Annotated in this window: 16 protein-coding genes; 14 read left to right on the top strand and 2 right to left on the bottom strand. The window is 66.8% G+C overall.

The features are described 5' to 3' along the window. Positions 1-34: 34 nt before the first annotated feature. On the bottom strand, positions 35-796 hold the full coding sequence (locus IB227_RS01130; protein ID WP_192285948.1) for a 3-oxoacyl-ACP reductase: 762 nt from the start codon (positions 794-796) through the stop codon (positions 35-37). Between the two features lie 91 nt (positions 797-887). On the opposite strand from IB227_RS01130, the gene IB227_RS01125 reads away from it, so the two are divergent. The 8 genes from IB227_RS01125 (at position 888) to recJ (ending at position 10519) form a co-directional block, all read left to right on the top strand. Continuing rightward, positions 888-1385: a hypothetical protein gene (locus tag IB227_RS01125; RefSeq protein WP_132863114.1), complete on the top strand. Its 498-nt coding sequence runs from the start codon at positions 888-890 to the stop codon at positions 1383-1385. 51 nt (positions 1386-1436) lie between these two features. Then, positions 1437-2153 carry a 4-hydroxy-tetrahydrodipicolinate reductase gene (gene dapB / locus IB227_RS01120; protein ID WP_192285945.1) on the top strand — a complete coding sequence of 239 codons (717 nt, stop codon included), beginning with the start codon at positions 1437-1439 and terminating at the stop codon, positions 2151-2153. A gap of 253 nt (positions 2154-2406) precedes the next feature. After that, positions 2407-3534, top strand: coding sequence for a glutamine-hydrolyzing carbamoyl-phosphate synthase small subunit (gene carA, locus IB227_RS01115; RefSeq protein ID WP_192285943.1), 1128 nt, complete (start codon positions 2407-2409; stop codon positions 3532-3534). Beyond that, positions 3534-4088, top strand: coding sequence for a hypothetical protein (locus IB227_RS01110; RefSeq protein ID WP_192285935.1), 555 nt, complete (start codon positions 3534-3536; stop codon positions 4086-4088). Before carA ends, IB227_RS01110 begins: the two co-directional genes overlap by 1 nt. A gap of 54 nt (positions 4089-4142) precedes the next feature. Beyond that, positions 4143-7385, top strand: coding sequence for a carbamoyl-phosphate synthase large subunit (carB, locus tag IB227_RS01105; protein WP_192285933.1), 3243 nt, complete (start codon positions 4143-4145; stop codon positions 7383-7385). 8 nt (positions 7386-7393) lie between these two features. Next, positions 7394-7858 carry a transcription elongation factor GreA gene (gene greA, locus IB227_RS01100; RefSeq protein ID WP_192287234.1) on the top strand — a complete coding sequence of 155 codons (465 nt, stop codon included), beginning with the start codon at positions 7394-7396 and terminating at the stop codon, positions 7856-7858. A 2-nt stretch (positions 7859-7860) separates the two neighbouring features. Further along, a complete protein-coding gene (locus tag IB227_RS01095) occupies positions 7861-8784 on the top strand; it encodes a phosphoglycerate mutase (RefSeq protein ID WP_132863120.1) in 924 nt (307 codons plus the stop codon). Further along, entirely contained in the window at positions 8777-10519 is a 1743-nt protein-coding gene (recJ, locus tag IB227_RS01090) for a single-stranded-DNA-specific exonuclease RecJ (RefSeq protein WP_192285926.1), read from the top strand. The genes IB227_RS01095 and recJ overlap by 8 nt, the downstream gene beginning before the upstream one ends. Positions 10520-10623: 104 nt before the next feature. On the opposite strand, the gene IB227_RS01085 is transcribed toward recJ, so the two are convergent. Beyond that, entirely contained in the window at positions 10624-11817 is a 1194-nt protein-coding gene (locus IB227_RS01085; protein ID WP_192285924.1) for an acyltransferase, read from the bottom strand. Positions 11818-11970: 153 nt separating this feature from the next. Between IB227_RS01085 and IB227_RS01080 the strand changes: the two genes are divergently transcribed. The 6 genes from IB227_RS01080 to IB227_RS01055 all read left to right on the top strand — a co-directional run bounded on the left by IB227_RS01080 (position 11971) and on the right by IB227_RS01055 (position 17376). After that, positions 11971-12888: a LytTR family DNA-binding domain-containing protein gene (locus IB227_RS01080; RefSeq protein WP_192285922.1), complete on the top strand. Its 918-nt coding sequence runs from the start codon at positions 11971-11973 to the stop codon at positions 12886-12888. Positions 12889-13079: 191 nt separating this feature from the next. Continuing rightward, positions 13080-13757, top strand: coding sequence for a DUF1963 domain-containing protein (locus tag IB227_RS01075; protein ID WP_192285920.1), 678 nt, complete (start codon positions 13080-13082; stop codon positions 13755-13757). Positions 13758-14174: 417 nt separating this feature from the next. Next, the gene (locus IB227_RS01070; protein ID WP_132863125.1) at positions 14175-14444 is read left to right on the top strand and encodes a hypothetical protein; all 270 of its coding nucleotides are present in this window, start codon (positions 14175-14177) and stop codon (positions 14442-14444) included. A gap of 156 nt (positions 14445-14600) precedes the next feature. Next, complete coding sequence (locus tag IB227_RS01065; protein WP_192287233.1) at positions 14601-15281, top strand: L,D-transpeptidase; 681 nt, start codon at positions 14601-14603, stop codon at positions 15279-15281. Positions 15282-15482: 201 nt separating this feature from the next. Further along, complete coding sequence (locus IB227_RS01060; RefSeq protein ID WP_192285918.1) at positions 15483-16160, top strand: response regulator transcription factor; 678 nt, start codon at positions 15483-15485, stop codon at positions 16158-16160. Continuing rightward, the gene (locus IB227_RS01055; RefSeq protein WP_192285916.1) at positions 16144-17376 is read left to right on the top strand and encodes a HAMP domain-containing sensor histidine kinase; all 1233 of its coding nucleotides are present in this window, start codon (positions 16144-16146) and stop codon (positions 17374-17376) included. Before IB227_RS01060 ends, IB227_RS01055 begins: the two co-directional genes overlap by 17 nt. Positions 17377-17442: the final 66 nt, after the last annotated feature.

Below are 17442 nucleotides of genomic sequence, written 5' to 3'. Positions count from 1 at the left end.
AACGCCGGGCCTGCCCGGCGTTCGTGGTTCCAGGTCAATCGCGGACCAATCCGCCATCGACGACCAGGTTCTGCCCGGTCACCGCGCGTGCCCACGGTGAGGCGAAGAACAGCGCGGCGTCGGCGAACTGTTCCGGCGTGGTCACCTCGCGCAGCGGGGTGTTCGCGGCGATGTAGTCGAACACCGCCTCTGGGGTGGCCGCGCTGGCGTCGGTGGTGCGCAGCAGGCCGCCGGACACCATGTTGACGGTGATGCCGTCCGGCCCGAGGTCGCCTGCCAGGGTGCGGGTCAGCGAGAGCAGGGCGGCCTTGGCGGCGGTGTAGTCGTGATAGGGCACGACCGGGTTCTGGAACAGGTTGGTGCCGACGTTGATGATGCGTCCGAAGCCCCGTGCCCGCATGCCGGGCAGGGTGGCCTGCGCGGTGTTCAGCGCGCCCTGCACGCTGCCTTCGAACTGGCGGTGGAAATCCTGCCAGCGGATCGTGTCCGCCTTGGCACGGGCATCACCATTGAACGCGAAATCGACCAGCGCGTTGTTGACCACGACATCGATGGGCTGGCCGAAATGGGCGGCGGCGGTGGCGACCATGGCATCCACCTGGGCGCGATCGCGGACATCGGCGCGCAGGGCCAGCGCGCGTGGGCCCAGCTCCCCGGCCAGTGCCCCGGCGGCGGCCTGGCTGTGGCAATAGTTGAGGACGACGCTTGCCCCTTCGGCCGCGAACGCGCGCGCCAGCGCGGCCCCCAGGCCGCGGCCGGCGCCGGTGATCAGGACCCGTTGCTCGGAGATGTTCATGGGTGTTGCAGACCGTTGGTTCGAAGTGCGCGCAGGGTAGCAGGCGCTATACAATCAGCGGTCTTGCAGGATGCAGACCAAGGGGGCTTGGATGAAGTTTCTGGTATCGCTGGCCGTGGTGATCGCGGCGGTGGTGGGGATTTACCAGTGGGGCGGTAATTCGCTCAGTGAAAGGCAGGTGCGGGCGTTCTACGAGCGCGCCGACGAGGCCATGGCAATCGCAGACGACAAAGCGCTGTGCGAACTGCTGGCCGAGGACTACCAGCAGTCAGTGGTCATGAAGACCGAGAACGCGCAGTCCGAGCGTTCGCTCGGCAAGAAGGAATACTGCGCCGAGCTGGCCCGGACGATGGACATGATGCGCCAGTTGCAGGCGCAGCTGGGGCGCATCCCGCTGCGCCACCAGCAGACCATCAAGAGCATCACGCTCTCCGAGGACGGCAGCACGGCCAAGGTCGAGTTGTCCTCGGTGCTGGAGATCCCCGGCATGCGGATGGTCAGCCGTGGGCGCGACACGATCGAACGCAACCGCTGGAAGGTGCTGGTGACGCGCAGCGTGGCGGTGGTGCACGCCGGTGCGAATCATTGATGCAGGCGTGCGGCTTGTCGCAGGTCGGTCGCAGGCGTTAGTTTCCCCGCCATGAACAACACTCCGATCCGTCTGTTGATACACGGCGCCTCCGGGCGCATGGGCCAGGCCCTGCTGCGTCTGGCTGCCGAGGATGCATCCCTGCAGGTTGTCGCCGCCGTGGTGCGCAAGCCGCCGACCCAGCGCGTGGTCGAGGGCATCCCGTACTTCGCGGCCAGTGAGCTGGCCGGCGTGCCGGCGTTCGACGTGGCCATCGACTTCAGCCTGCCGGAAGGCTTTGACCCGGTACTGGCGTTGTGCGCCGAACGTGGCGTCGGCCTGGTGTCCGGCACCACCGGCATCAGCGACGCGCAGCAGGCAGCGCTGAACAGCGCGGCAGGGCGCATCGCGCTGGTATGGGCAACCAACTTCAGCCTGGGCGTGGCAGTGCTGGCCGAGCTGGTCGAGCGGGCCGCGCAGGCGCTGCCCGGCTGGGACTGCGACATCGTCGAGTCGCACCACGTGCACAAGAAGGACGCTCCGTCCGGCACCGCGCTGACGCTGGGCGAGTCGGCCGTGCAGGGCGGGGCCGAGCCGCGCTACACCAGCCTGCGCGCCGGGGACATCATCGGCGAGCATTTCGTCCAGTTCACCGGGCTCGGCGAGCGGGTGGAGCTGGTGCACCGGGCCACCAACCGCGACATCTTCGCCCGTGGCGCGCTGCATGCCGCCCGGCAGCTGGCCGGCCGCGCGGCCGGCCGGTACCGGGTCCGCGACCTGCTGGGCTGAGCCGGCGGGGCGGGGGGGGCAAGCTGAATACGCCGCAGTACGTGCGTTCGTTGGCTTTCTGTTACGGCTGAAACCCTTGGGAATGGCATCACGGGGCGCTGGCGCTGGCGCCCCCTTGGCCTTACAATTCCCGCTCGCCGAAACACGTCAGCCGGACCGGTTACAGACCGCCGTCCGCGCTTTTTTGCAACCGGTTTTTGCCGGCGACGCAGGCGTGGCTTCGGAGTCCCCCGGTAGCCAAAGTGAGATTCCCGTGACCCAAGCCGCAATCCTCGTGCTCGAAGACGGCACCGTATTCGAGGGCGAATCCGTAGGCGCGCCCGGCCTGTCCGTGGGTGAGGTGGTGTTCAACACCGCCATGACCGGTTATCAGGAGATGCTGACCGATCCGTCCTACGCCCGGCAGATGATCACCCTGACGTATCCGCATATCGGCAACACCGGTATGAACGACCAGGACGACGAGGCCAGCAAGGTGTGGGCCGCCGGCCTGATCGTCCGCGACGTGCCGCGCCGCCCGAGCAGCTGGCGCAACCAGGTGTCGCTGCAGGACTGGCTGATCCAGCGCGGCGTGGTGGCCATCGCCGGCATCGATACCCGCAAGTTGACCCGCATCCTGCGCGAGCGCGGCGCCCAGAACGGAGCGCTGATGGCCGGCGACATCGATGTGGAGAAGGCGCTGGAAGCCGCCCGCAAGTTCCCGGGCCTGAAGGGCATGGACCTGGCCAAGGTGGTCAGCACCGACAAGCCCTATGGCTGGGCCGACGGCCAGCTGGACCTGGACCGCAATGAGTTCGTGCGCGCCGCGCCGAAGTTCAAGGTGGTGGCGTACGACTTCGGCGTGAAGACCAACATCCTGCGCATGCTGGCCGAGCGCGGCTGCGAGCTCACCGTGGTGCCGGCGCAGACCCCGGCCGCCGAGGTGCTGGCGATGAATCCCGATGGCGTGTTCCTGTCCAACGGCCCGGGCGACCCGGAACCGTGCGACTACGCCATCGCCGCGATCAAGACGTTCGTCGCCGCGAAGGTGCCGACCTTCGGCATCTGCCTGGGCCACCAGCTGCTGGGCCTGGCCTCCGGTGCCAAGACCATGAAGATGGGCCACGGCCACCACGGTGCCAATCACCCGGTGCAGGACATCGACAGCGGCCGGGTGATGATCACCTCGCAGAACCACGGCTTCGCCATCGATGAGAGCGTGCTGCCGGCCAACGTGCGGGTCACCCACCGCTCGCTGTTCGACCAGACCATCCAGGGCATCGCCCTGACCGATGCGCCGGCGTTCTCCTTCCAGGGCCACCCGGAAGCCTCGCCGGGCCCGCACGACGTGGCGCCGCTGTTCGACCGCTTCATCACCCTGATGGAAGAGGCCAAGGCCTGATGCGCGCCATCGCGCTGATCGCCGGCCTGCTGCTGGCCACCTCCGCGGTGGCGGCACCTGCTGAGCGCAAGGACGTGGGCGAGATCATGCAGGCGCTGGGCATGAGCAACCTCGCAGGCAGTGCCATCGGCCCGTTGCTGGCACAGCTGCCGGGCATGCAGGACCAGGATGCGGCCGGCATGGCCTGCGCCTCCACCCAGGTGTCCCGGCTGATGGGCGAACAGTTCCAGCAGGGCATCGCCGACGCCTTCGGCGACGACGGTGCGCAGCTGGTGGCCGAGTGGAAGCAGTTCCTGGCCACGCCGGCCGGCACCGACATGGCGCGGACGTTCCGCGCCACCGCCGCCGCGGCCGCCGCCGGCAAGGAACCGGCCGACCCGGGCGTGGACGAGGCCACCAAGCGCAAGATTGCCGATTTCATGGGCAAGCCGGCCTTCCAGCGTTTCATGCAGGCCTTCAACGACAACGAGCCGCCCGCTGACTTCAGCCAGCGGATCGTCGATGCCCTGCAGCGCGAGTGCAAGATCGCGCTGGACCCGGAACAGATTTCCTGATCGACAGCGTGCGATCACTTCCCCCAGACACGCTGTACTGACTTAGAGAAGACAATGCCAAAGCGTTCCGACCTCAAGACCATCCTCATCATCGGCGCCGGCCCGATCGTCATCGGCCAGGCTTGCGAGTTCGACTACTCCGGCGCACAGGCCTGCAAGGCGCTGCGTGACGAGGGTTACCGCGTGGTGCTGGTCAACTCGAACCCGGCCACGATCATGACCGACCCGGAGATGGCCGACGCCGTCTACATCGAGCCGATCAACTGGCAGACCGTCGAGAAGATCATCGAGAAGGAGCGCCCGGACGCGCTGTTGCCGACCATGGGCGGCCAGACCGCGCTGAACTGCGCGCTGGACCTGGCCGACCACGGCGTGCTGGAGAAGTACAACGTCGAGCTGATCGGCGCCAAGCGCGATGCCATCCGCATGGCCGAGGACCGCGAGCTGTTCCGCGTGGCCATGCAGGAGATCGGCCTGGAGTGCCCGAAGGCCGCCGTCGCCCACACGCTGGAAGAGGCGCTGGAGATCCAGACCCGCGTCGGCTACCCGACCATCATCCGCCCGTCCTTCACCCTGGGTGGCAGCGGCGGCGGCATCGCCTACAACCGCGAAGAGCTGATCGAGATCGTCAACCGCGGCCTGGAGCTGTCGCCGACCACCGAAGTGCTGGTGGAAGAATCGGTGCTGGGCTGGAAGGAGTTCGAGATGGAAGTGGTCCGCGACACCGCGGACAACTGCATCATCGTCTGCTCGATCGAGAACCTGGACCCGATGGGCGTGCACACCGGTGACTCGATCACCGTGGCCCCGGCGCAGACCCTGACCGACAAGGAATACCAGCGCCTGCGCGATGCCTCCATCGCCGTGCTGCGCAAGATCGGCGTGGACACCGGCGGCTCGAACGTGCAGTTCGGCATCAGCCCGACCACCGGCCGCGTGGTCGTGATCGAGATGAACCCGCGCGTGTCGCGTTCCTCGGCGCTGGCTTCCAAGGCCACCGGATTCCCGATCGCCAAGGTCGCCGCCAAGCTTGCCGTGGGCTACACGCTGGACGAACTGAAGAACGAGATCACCGGTGGCCTGACCCCGGCCTCGTTCGAACCGTCCATCGACTACGTGGTCACCAAGATCCCGCGTTTTGCCTTCGAGAAGTTCCCGGCGGCCGACGCGCGCCTGACCACCCAGATGAAGTCGGTGGGCGAGGTGATGGCGATGGGCCGCACCTTCAAGGAGTCGCTGCAGAAGGCGCTGCGTGGCCTGGAAACCGGCAAGATCGGGCTGGACCCGACCGGCCTGGACCTGGCCAGCGAAGACGACATCGCAACGCTCAAGCGCGAGCTCAAGGCCCCGGGACCGGAGCGCCTGTTCTACGTCGGTGATGCACTGCGCACCGGCATGAGCGTGGAGGACGTCTACGGCTTGTCGCACATCGATCCGTGGTTCCTGGACCAGATCGAGGAAATCATCGCCGACGAGAAGCAGGTGCAGGCCGAGGGCATCGACGCGCTCGACGCCGCGCGCCTGCGCGTGCTCAAGCGTGCCGGCTTCTCCGACGCCCGCCTGGCCCAGCTGACCGGCACCAACGAAGCCGCCATCCGTGCACTGCGCCGCGCGCACAAGGTGCGCCCGGTGTACAAGCGCGTGGACTCGTGCGCGGCCGAGTTCGCCACCAGCACCGCCTACCTGTACTCGACCTACGAGGACGAGTGCGAGGCCGCGCCGACCAACCGCGACAAGATCATGATCCTGGGCGGTGGCCCGAACCGCATCGGCCAGGGCATCGAGTTCGACTACTGCTGCGTGCACGCCGCGCTCGCCCTGCGCGAGGACGGCTATGAAACCATCATGGTCAACTGCAACCCGGAAACCGTCTCCACCGACTACGACACCTCCGACCGCCTGTACTTCGAGCCGCTGACGCTGGAAGACGTGCTGGAGATCGTCGAACTGGAGCAGCCCAAGGGCGTGATCGTGCAGTACGGCGGCCAGACCCCGCTGAAGCTGGCACGAGCGCTGGAAGCCAACGGCGTGCCGGTGATCGGTACTTCGCCGGACTCCATCGACCTGGCCGAGGACCGCGAGCGCTTCCAGAAGCTGGTCCAGGACCTGGGCCTGAAGCAGCCGCCGAACCGCACCGCGCGCACCGCCGACGAGGCGCTGGCGCTGGCCCGCGAGATCGGCTTCCCGCTGGTGGTGCGCCCGAGCTACGTGCTGGGCGGCCGCGCGATGGAAATCGTGTACGGCGAATCCGACCTGGCGCGCTACATGCGCGACGCGGTCAAGGTCTCCAACGACTCGCCGGTGCTGCTGGACCACTTCCTGGACGCGGCCGTCGAGGCCGACGTGGACATCATCTGCGACAAGGACGGCAACGTCCTGATCGGCGGCGTGATGGAGCACATCGAGGAAGCCGGCGTGCACTCCGGTGACTCGTCCTGCTCGCTGCCGCCGTACTCGCTGTCGGCCCAGACCCAGGCCGAACTGCGTCGCCAGGTCACCGAGCTGGCCAAGGCGCTGAAGGTGGTCGGCCTGATGAACACCCAGTTCGCGATCCAGACCGACGCCGACGGCAACGACGTGGTGTTCCTGCTGGAAGTGAACCCGCGTGCCTCGCGCACCGTGCCGTTCGTGTCCAAGGCCACCGGCATGGCGCTGGCCAAGATCGCCGCCCGCTGCATGGCCGGCAAGACGCTGGCCGAGCAGGGCGCGACCGAGGAAGTGGTGCCGGACTACTACTCGGTGAAGGAAGCCATCTTCCCGTTCGCCAAGTTCCAGGGCGTGGATCCGATCCTCGGGCCGGAGATGCGTTCCACCGGCGAAGTGATGGGCGTGGGCCGCAGCTTCAGCGCCGCCTTCGCGCGTGCGCAGGAAGCCGGTGGCATCAAGACCCCGCCGCTGGGCAAGGCCTTCATCTCGGTGCGCGATGCCGACAAGCAGCGCGTGATGCCGGCGGTGCAGGGCCTGGTCGAGCGTGGCTACTCGCTGGTTGCCACCCGTGGCACCGCGGCGTGGCTGCAGCAGCAGGGCTACACCTGCGAGGTGGTCAACAAGGTGGTGGAAGGTCGTCCGCACATCGTGGACAGCATCAAGAACGGCGAGATCGTCTACATCGTCAACACGACCGAAGGCCGTGCCGCGATCAACGACTCGTTCTCGATCCGTCGCGAGGCGCTGCAGAACCGCATCACCTATTCGACGACGGTTGCAGGTGCCAAGGCATTGGTGCAATCGTTGGAATTCCGCGGCACCGGCCCGGTCTGGTCGCTGCAGGAACTGCACAAGGAGTTGAATGCATGAGAGCCCCGATTACCCTGAAAGGCGCACAGCGCCTGCGCGAGGAACTGGATCACCTGAAGTCGGACAAGCGCCCGAAGGTCATTGCGGCCATCGCCGAGGCGCGCGAGCACGGTGACCTGAAGGAGAACGCCGAGTACCACGCCGCGCGCGAGGAGCAGGGCTTCATCGAAGGCCGCATCAAGCAGCTGGAGGGCGAGCTGTCGCATGCCGAGATCATCGACATCACCAAGCTCAACGCCGGCAGCAAGGTGGTGTTCGGTGCCACGGTGACGCTGGCCGACGTGGAGTCCGACGAGGAAAAGCGTTACCAGATCGTGGGTGACCTGGAAGCGGATATCAAGCTGGGCCTGATCGCCATTTCCTCGCCGGTGGCGCGTGCGCTGATCGGCAAGAACGAAGGCGACAGCATCGCCATCGATGCGCCGGCCGGCCAGCGCGAGTACGAGATCGTCAGCGTCGAGTACCTCGACTGACGATGGCCAAGGCCACGCTGCTGCTGCCTGCGCGCAGCCGTTTCCCGGCCGGCGCATTGCCGGCACCGGTGGCCGCCGCGCTCGGGCGGGCCGAACATGGGCTCGCCGATGCAGGAGAGTCGGCGCAGCTGCGCCGGCATTTCGACATCGCCGCCGACACCTGGTCGGCGGCGGCATTGAGCCGCCACGCCGATGCCGGCGATGCCGCCGGTGCGTTGTGGCTGCGCGCCGACCCGGCCAACGTGGCGCCGGACATGCAGGGCGCACGGCTGATGGCATCGGCCGAGACGCTGCGCCTGGAGCAGCCCGATGCGGACATACTGTTGCCCGCGCTGCAGCCGTTGTTCGCCGGGTTCGGCTTCCAGCTGGACGCCCCCACGCCGTCGCGCTGGTACCTGCGCCTGCCCGAGGACACGCCGCTGCCGGACTTCGTCGACCCGGACGTCGCGCTGGGCGATGACCTGTTCCTGCACCTGCCCGAGGGCGAGGCCGGCCGCCAATGGCGGGCCCTGCTGACCGAAGCGCAGGTGGTGCTGCACCAGCATTCCTGGAATGAGCAGCGCATCGCGCAGGGCAAGCGCGCGGTGAACTCATTGTGGTTCTGGGGTGCCGGCCGGCTGCCGGCGTCGGTACAGACCGCGCATGCGCAGGTGCGCAGCCGCGACGCGCTGTTGCAGGGCCTGGCCAAGATGGCCGGCGTGCGCGTGGGCGGGGAACAGACCGTCGATGCGTTGGTCGACCTGCGCCAGTTGCGTTCGCTGGAGCAGCTCACGCGTGATGCGATCACGCCGTTGCTGGAGGCGATCAACCGCGGTGAGCTGCAGGAGCTGCGCCTGGATTTCGAGGACGGCACGCATTACCGCATCCATCGCGGGCAACGGTGGCGCTTCTGGAAGAAGCCGGTGGCGACGTTGGCCGATGAGTGATGCCGTGAAGATCGTCCGGCGCGACGTGCTCGACGCCGGGCAATGGGATGCACAGACGCTGCCCCTGCTGCAGCGGATCTACGCGGCGCGTGGTGCCCGTTCGGCGGAGCAGGCGCAGCCGAAGCTGGGCCAGCTGCACGCACCGGAGTTGCTGGGCGGGATGCAGGCGGCAGTGGAACTGCTGGCCGCGGCGATCGCCGGCAACAAGCGCATCCTGGTCGTCGGTGATTTCGATTGCGATGGCGCCACCGCGTGTGCGGTGGGCGTGCGTGGCCTGCGCCTGCTGGGTGCGTGCGACGTGGTGCACGCCGTGCCCAACCGCATGGTGCATGGCTACGGCCTGTCACCGTCGTTGGTCGAGGAGCTGGCCGCGTTGCAGCCGGATCTGCTGGTCACGGTGGACCATGGCATTGCCTGCCATGCCGGCGTCAACGCCGCCAAGGCGCTGGGCTGGCAGGTGCTGGTCACCGACCACCATCTGCCGGGCGAGAAGCTGCCGCCGGCCGATGCCATCGTCGATCCGAACGTGGATGGCGATGCGTTCCCGAGCAAATCACTGGCCGGTGTCGGGGTGATCTTCTACGTGCTGATGGCGTTGCGTCGCCATCTGCGCGGGCAAGGGGCCTTTGCCGGGCAGCCCGAGCCGGACCTGCTGACGCTGCTGGACCTGGTCGCCGTCGGCACCGTGGCCGACCTGGTCGCGCTGGACGAGAACAACCGTGCGCTGGTGGGCGCGGGCCTGCGCCGGCTGCGCGCCGGCAAGGGCTGCGTGGGCCTGCGTGCGCTGATCGAGGCCAGTGGTCGCGATGCGCGTCGACTGACCGGCAGTGACATCGGTTTTGCACTGGGGCCGCGCCTCAATGCGGCCGGGCGCCTGGAAGACATGGCGCTGGGCATCGAGCTGCTGTTGACCGAAGACCCGGCGCAGGCCCGTGAGATCGCGGCGTTGCTGGAAGAGATCAACGCCGAACGCCGCGCCGTGCAGCAGCTGATGACCGACGACGCCGAGTTGGCCGTCTCGCGCGCCCTGCTGGCCGACGACGGGCAACGCCCGGTTGCCGCCTGCCTGTTCGATGCCGAATGGCATCCGGGCGTGGTTGGGCTGGTGGCCTCGAAGATGAAGGATCGGCTGCACCGGCCGGTGATCGCATTCGCACCGTCCGAACCGGGCAGTGCAGCATTGCGTGGCTCCGCGCGCTCGATTCCCGGTTTCCATATCCGCGATGCACTGGCGGCGATCAACGCCACTCATCCGGGCTTGATGGAGAAGTTCGGCGGCCATGCGATGGCCGCTGGCCTGAGCCTGCCGCGCGAGCGGCTGGATGCCTTCAAGGCCGCGTTCGAACAGCAGGTGCTGGCCACGATTGACCCCGCCGCCCTGCAGCAACAGCTGCTCAGCGACGGCGAGCTGTCGGCATCGGAGCTGGACTTCACCCATGCCGAAGCGTTGCGTCTGGCCGGGCCGTGGGGCCAGGGTTTCGCCGAGCCGCTGTTCGATGGCGCGTTCGACGTGCTGGAGTGGCGCGTGCTGAAAGAGCGGCACCTGAAGCTGGTGCTGCGCGCGCCAGGGGGCAACGCGAAGATCAGTGCGATCCATTTCAGCGGCTGGAAGGGCGCTGACCCCGGTAGCCGTGTGCATATCGCCTACCGGTTGGTCGGTGACGACTACCGTGGTGGTCAGGCAATCCAGTTGATCATCGAGCATTGCACCCCGGCAGAAGCGCCGTCCCCGTAGGCACGCCTTCAGGCGCGAAGCCGGGCAATTCCGGTCATACGGAGCCTTTGCTACTGCAGGCGTCTCAGCTTCGCCGCCAAGGCCGCTCCTGCGACGTTCGGCTTCTACGGGCGGTCGGGTACCGCCGCCGCTGATGCCGCGCTGCCATTGAGCGGGTGCAGGCCGAACAGCGGGCGCAGGATGCGGCCGCGGCGTATCAAGGCATAGCCGGCGAAGCACAGGGCGAAGGTGGCTCCAACCAGCAGCATGGCCTCAAGCGCGGGGGCAATCTTCAGTGGCTTCAGTGCATGGGCCAGTACCACGATCACGGTCTGGTGCAGGATGTAGACCGGGAACACCGCCATGGTGAGGTAGCGCAGGGCGCGGCTGTCGGCATGGCGCCAACGGTAGGCGAAGCCGAGCAGGGCGGCGATCGCGCACCATTGATCGGCCGCCCAGGCCAGTCGCAACCACAGTCGCAGCGCTTCGGGAATGGGGTGCGCATCGTCATATCCGGCGAAGTACCACGCATGGACGAAGGCGGCATAGCAGGCGGCGGCCACCAGCAACGACACCCACCGCAGGCGCTGCAGCGCTTCCCAGAAGCGGCTGTCGAACGCGGCCAGGAATCCGATCAGGAACACGCTGAAGTACTGTGCGTGGCTGTACCAGTCATCGATCAGCGCGTGGGTCTGCTCGAAGCGCTCGACCATCAGCAGGCGGGCCGCCGCGAGCACGGCAACCGGCAGCAACAGCGCCCCCCACCCCGACATTGCCCGGCCCAGCGCCGCACGCAGGCGCTGCAGCGCCGTCGCCGGCAGCAGTCGCCACGCCAGCCACGCCAGCACCGTATAGCTCCACAGATAGGGCAGGAACCACAGGTGGTTCCAGGTGGGCAGCCGCAGGCAGTCCCCGTCGGTCCCGCAGAACCCGTGGTACCCGCTCAGGTACTTGCCGTAGAAGGCCAGGTACGACTCGCCGTAGCCGCCTGGCAGCTGTTCGACCACTTGTAGATAGGCCTGCGGTGGAACGATCACCAGCATCCCGAACAGCAGGGGCAGCAGCAGTTGGCGCGAGCGGCGGCGGAAGAACCCGCTGGCCGGGCCGCGCAGCATGTAGGCGGTGGCCACACCAGAGATCAGGAACAGCAGCGACATGCGCCAGGGACTGCTCAGCAGCATGAACGGCTCGGGGCCTTCATTGGCGAACGGACTTTTGACGTGCCACCCCCAGCTCACGTAGTACATGCCCACGTGGTAGAGCACCAGCAGTCCAAAGGCGATTACCCTGAGCCAATCCAGATCGTGGCGGCGTTGCATGGTCCAGTCCCGTTGGAAGTGGCGTGTATCAGAGCACTGCCTGCGTCCGTCGGCGCAGGCCAAGTGATTGATGGAAGGGGATTTGGGACGGGTGGTGGCAACGAGGGGACGAGCCGCGGCAGCGTGTCGCGCCAGCTCCCCTAGAATGCGCGGATGGAACAACGACCTGCTCTCGATGCCTTCACCCGCTTCCGTCCATGGCGACGCCGGGTGGAAGTGGTGTTCTGGTTGCTGGTGGTCCTGCTCAACTGCAGCGGCAATGCGATCACGACATGGATGGATGCCAATCGCTCTGGCCGGCCGCCGATGGCGGCGTGGGAACCGTGGGTCTGGGAGTTTTCCAGCGGCGTGGTCTGGCTGTTCGTGCTGGTGCCGGCCATCGTCTGGTTGACCTCGCGCTTCCCGCTGCATCGGGACAACTGGCGGCAACGATTGCCGGGGTACCTGTTGGCCAGCGTGCCGGCGTCGCTGCTGCACGTGCTGGCGATGTTCGGCCTGCGCATGCTGGTCTACCGGCTGATGGGCGAGCAGTACCGGGTCCACAGCTGGGGCCAGGAACTGCTCTATGAATACCTCAAGGACATCCGCACGCTGGTGGTGATCGTCGGTTTCATCGAAGGCTATCGCTTCCTGCTGCGCCGGCTGCAGGGCGAGGCACAACTGCTGGCCGAGCCGGACGAAGGTCCACCGGTGGAGCCCATCGAGCGGCCGGAACGGCTGCTGGTACGCAAGCTCGGCCGCGACTTCCTGATCGCCACCGAGGACATCGAGTGGGCACAGGCCGCCGGCAACTACGTCAACCTGCGGGTGAAGGGGCATGACTATCCGCTGCGCATCACCATGGCCGGCCTGGAGGAGCGCCTGGCCGGCGGACGCTTCATCCGGGTGCACCGCAGCTGGATGGTGCAGATCAAGCACCTGGTGTCGATCAGATCACTCGACGGCGGCGAAGCGGAACTGCAGATGGACGACGGGCAGGTAGTGCCCTGCAGCCGTCGTTACCTGCCGTCGGTGCGGCAAACAGTGGGCGAGGGCGCGAAAGCGCCGGTCGCAGGGTTGCCGGGCCGGTGAACCCGTGACGGTGCGCCAGTCCTGACGCCGGAACGGGGCCACTCGATGGATGCGTGCACGGGCTTGTTGGCCAGGCCAGGAGGCGTCCCTGGGATCAGGCCCCATCACGTGAGCAGGCGCACTCCGGGTGCGCCAGAGGCTCGTCACATCACCGGCCTCCCGGGGCCAGATCAACACGGTTGGCCGTGCCCATGACGCCCCACGCAGCACACGTTCTCAAAGACCTTCGGTCCAGGCTCCGTCCTGCGGCAGTCGCACGGGTCGGCGGCTTCAGGCCCCCGGAAGATCCGACCACCTCCTGGTTCTGCCGGGCGGTCGGCCTGCCCGGCGAGACGGTTCCGCAATGGCAGGGCGAGCCGATGTTCCCCCTCCTGCAGGTACGGGTATCCGAGCTCCCGGTGGTCCCCGAGGCGCTTGCGGGCATCGCACTTCTGGTGCTGTTCCTGAATCGGCACGAGTACCCGTTTGACCGTCCGCACGGGGAGGGCTGGCTCATCCGCGAGTACACCCGCCTGGAGGGGCTGGTCCCCCTCCAGGCCGATACCGGGCCGTTCCGTCCTTTTCCCATTGCCTGGAATCGCGTCGACGATGACGCGCCGGGCTGGGAAGATGCGTGGGAGTTGGTCGACCTGGGGCCGGTGAATGACGACGAAGCGGCGAGCAACGCCTTCTTCAACGCCTTCTCGCGGTACGGGGGCACCAAGTTCGGTGGCTATCCCACGGAAATCCAGCATGGCGTAGGTCTGCAGGATTACGTGTTCCAGGTCGCTTCGGAAGAGAAGGTCGGCTGGATGTGGGCCGACAACGGCCGTGGCTACTTCTTCCGCACTCCGTCCGGCGATTGGCGCTGGGCGTGCCAGTTCTACTAGACGTGGCGGTTCATTCCCCCAAGGCGGGTTCACCTCGGACGTTGCGAACGTCCGCAGGGGGCATTGTGCGGGGCAACACCATCGGTGCTGCCGACGGCGCTCACGCGCAAGGCGTGGCGGTCCGTTGTGATGAATGGGGATGAATCGACGAAGTCACGAGGGCCAGTCGATGCACAGCGGCATCAATATTCATGCGCCCGGTTCACTTTCGGTGGATGCGCGAGTCACCTTCAGACGGACGATACGCGTTCAACGGCAGCGATCTATCGTGATGAATGAGGGTTTCAAGCAGGAACGCTGCCGATTCACGCACTTTCACGACGCATCGATGTACGCCAACGTCAGCTGAAAGCAGGTTGCGGGCTGCGCAAAAAACGCCGCTATATTCCAGACTCCCCAGACGAAGGAGGGAGTGGAATGTTTCTGACCAAACAACAGCTGGTGATGGCACGCAGGCTTGGTGTGGCGATTCTCGTAGCCGGGAGTCTTGCGTCCTGTGCAACCTACAAAGAGGAGTTTGCAGGGATCAACTCGCGCCTGGACCAACTTGATGCGAAGGTGCAGGGCGCTGCGCAGAGTGCCGAATCGGCCAATCAGTCCGCGCAGCAGGCAAACCAACGGCTGGATCAAATCGAAGGCCGCGTCCAGCAGCTCGAAAGGGCCCCGCGCCGTACGCCGCGGGGCTGATCCCTTTTCCGCACGCGATTGATGGCGAACATCTGAATCCAGGATCCGGTGGCCGTTGCTGGCCACTGGTTTCCTTTCCATCGCGCAATCCCCATTCCAAGGAATCGTCCCATCCGTACGCACGCATACCCTGCAATCCGAGCCATTTCCGTGGCAATGGCGCTGGCGTTCGTGAGCATCGGCGTGGCCAGCGCCAAGGATGACGTGGCACCGCCGGTTGCCGCGGTCGACCAGCTGCCGCCGGGCCAGAACGTGTCCGACACGGTGATTGAACTCGCAGGCTGGGTTGTCGCCAGCAAGGACAACCAGGGCTATCCGTTCGCGATCATGGACAAGGCCGCTGCACAGGTCCTCGTGTTCGGCGGCGATGGCCGTCTTCGTGGTGCAGCACCAGCCCTGTTCGGTTCGGCGACCGGCGATCACACCGCGCCCGGCGTCGCCGGCCTCGCGCTTCGTGAGATCCCGGGCCGGGATCGCACCACGCCCGCCGGTCGCTTTGTGGGTGGCTTCGGCCCCTCGATCGACGCCGGGCGAGTCCTGTGGGTGGACTACGACTCCGCGGTTTCCATCCATCCCACGGCCACCGGTGTGCCGGCCGAACGGCGCGCCGAGCGTCTGGCTTCGCCTTCCCCGGACGACAATCGGGTCACCCACGGCTGCATCAACCTCTCGCCCGAATTCTACGAACAGATCGTCCGCACGACGTTCGAGCGGGGCGGGGTGTTCTACATCCTGCCGGACAAGGCATCGCTGGCCGAAACCTTCCCGGAGTTCGCGCAAAGCCGTGCAACGGCGCCGCACGACGACGGCAAGCGCGAGCGGTCCGCGGGCCGATAAGCGCGTCAACGCGTTGCCGTTGGCGTGCCCGCTAGCGGCGCGCTGGAGTAGCGTTGCCGGTTGCCCTGACTCCGGTCTTGCGGCCCACGCTGCAGGCTCATTCAGGATGTTTCAGCGGAGCAGCATGTCCCGTTGAGATGCCTGTATCCCAACGCCGAAGCCGCGCTGGGATTCGCGTATCGGTGGCAGTATCCTGCCTGCATGCGCCTGCTCGTCCTGGAAGATCAATCCGATTTGCGCGAGTCCGTGGCGGGCAGGCTGCGCGCGCAGGGCCATGCGGTGGACGAAGCAGGCGACCTGGCAGAGGCGGAATCTTTCGTGCAGTCCTATGCCTACGATGTTCTGCTTCTTGATCGCAGCGTGCCAGACGGTGACGCCTTGGGCGCGCTGCTGCGCTGGCGCCAGAGCGGTATTGTTGCGCCTGTGCTGTTCCTCACTGCACGTGACTCGATCAAGGACCGGGTGGAGGGCTTCGCCGGCGGTGCCGACGATTACCTGGTCAAGCCATTTGCGATGGACGAACTGGTCGCGCGCGTCAGTGCAATCGGCCGTCGTGGCGGCATGATCCGCCCCAGCACGATCCATATCGGCGATCTTGAAATTGATCTGGCCCGGCGCGTGATGCGGCGGGGCGGCATCGCTTTGCCGTTACGACCCAAGGAATTCGCGTTGCTGCAGGTGCTGGCCGAGCGGGCAGGGCAGGTGGTATCGCGGCAGGACCTTCTCGCGGCCTGCTGGGGCGAAGACCAGCAACCGGCATCCAATGCCGAGGAGGTGCTGATCGCGGCCCTGCGCCGCAAGCTCGGCAATCCCCCGTTGCTGCGCACCGTGCGTGGAACGGGCTACGTGCTGGAAACTCCCGATGTCGCGCGCGCGTGAGCGGCTGTTGCGTCGGTTGCATCTGCGTCTGACGGCGATCTGGAGCCTGGCCTGGTTGTTCTGTGTGATCGCCTTGTGCGTGGTCGCGATCCTGACGCATGCCCGGCTGACCGAGCTCGATATCACCTCCACGCTGCGGCTCCGCGCGACCGCCGTGTATGGGCTGACCTGGTTCGATGCCAATGGCAGGTTCCATGACGAGGTGCTGCGCAAGGAGGCGGGTGTGCTTGATGGTGGCGCAGACGTCTGGGTGGTGAGCCAGGGTGCACCTGCGATGGTGCTGCTGCGTCCGGATCGCCCTCGGTTCGAACTGGCCGACGTCACGGCCATTGCCGATATGGCGACGCGCGACGGTACCGATACGGTTCACGAAGGCCGGGATCAACGTGGTCGCCCATTTCTGTTGTATGCCAAGGAAACCTACGATGAGCGTGATCGCCCTGCGGCCATCATCCTGGCGTTGGGTGACCCTGCCGCGCGTGATGCCGCGCAGTCCGCCTTTGTGCGCTCGACACTGTTGATCGCGATCGGTTTTGCCGCGTTCGGGATACTGGTTGGCTACTTCCTTTCGCGGCGTTCGATGCGTCCGGCGATCGCGTCCTTCGAGCAGCAGGAACGCTTCCTTTCGGCCGCGGCACACGAACTACGTACGCCGGTTGCGCGATTGCAGGCATTGTGCGGGACCGCCAGGGATGGGCGGGAAACGCCCACGCAGGTACTCGAGAAAGTCGAACGGGTGGCTGGCCAGACGACCCGGCTGGTGGACAAGCTGCTGGTGCTGGCCCGCCTGGATGCCGTTGATACGCCGGTGTCGAAGGAGCCGGTGCGTCTGGACCTGCTGGTTGAATCCGTACTTCCGGAGGATGCGCAGGTGGACCTCCACGCGACCGAGTCCGTAGTGAACGCTGACGTCAATCTGGTCCAGATCGCAGTCCGCAACCTGATCGAAAACGCGCTGGTGCATGCGGCGAAAGCCGGGACGAATGAGGGTGTTCGCGTGACCGTGGCGGGCAGCTCCGTCGTTGTCGAGGACCGCGGCCCGGGTTTTCCCGAGGCACTGCTCGAACGCGTCGGCGAGCCCTTCATGTCGGGTCCCAACAGTCCCGGCAGTGGCCTCGGGCTGTCCATCGTGCGACACATCGCGCAACTGCATGGCGGTGAACTACGCCTCGAGAACCGGGATGGCGGCGGGGCCCGCGTCGAACTGCGCCTGTAGTAGCCGGGATCGGGACCGTCAGCTGGATATCAGGTTGGCTCTTTAAGGTAGGCCCCGTCCAACGGC

The sequence above is a fragment of the Stenotrophomonas sp. STM01 genome (assembly GCF_014852135.1).
GTDB classification, from domain to species: domain Bacteria; phylum Pseudomonadota; class Gammaproteobacteria; order Xanthomonadales; family Xanthomonadaceae; genus Stenotrophomonas; species Stenotrophomonas capsici.
Note: the sequence above shows the minus strand (reverse complement) of the source record. Positions and strands in the feature narration are given on the sequence as shown.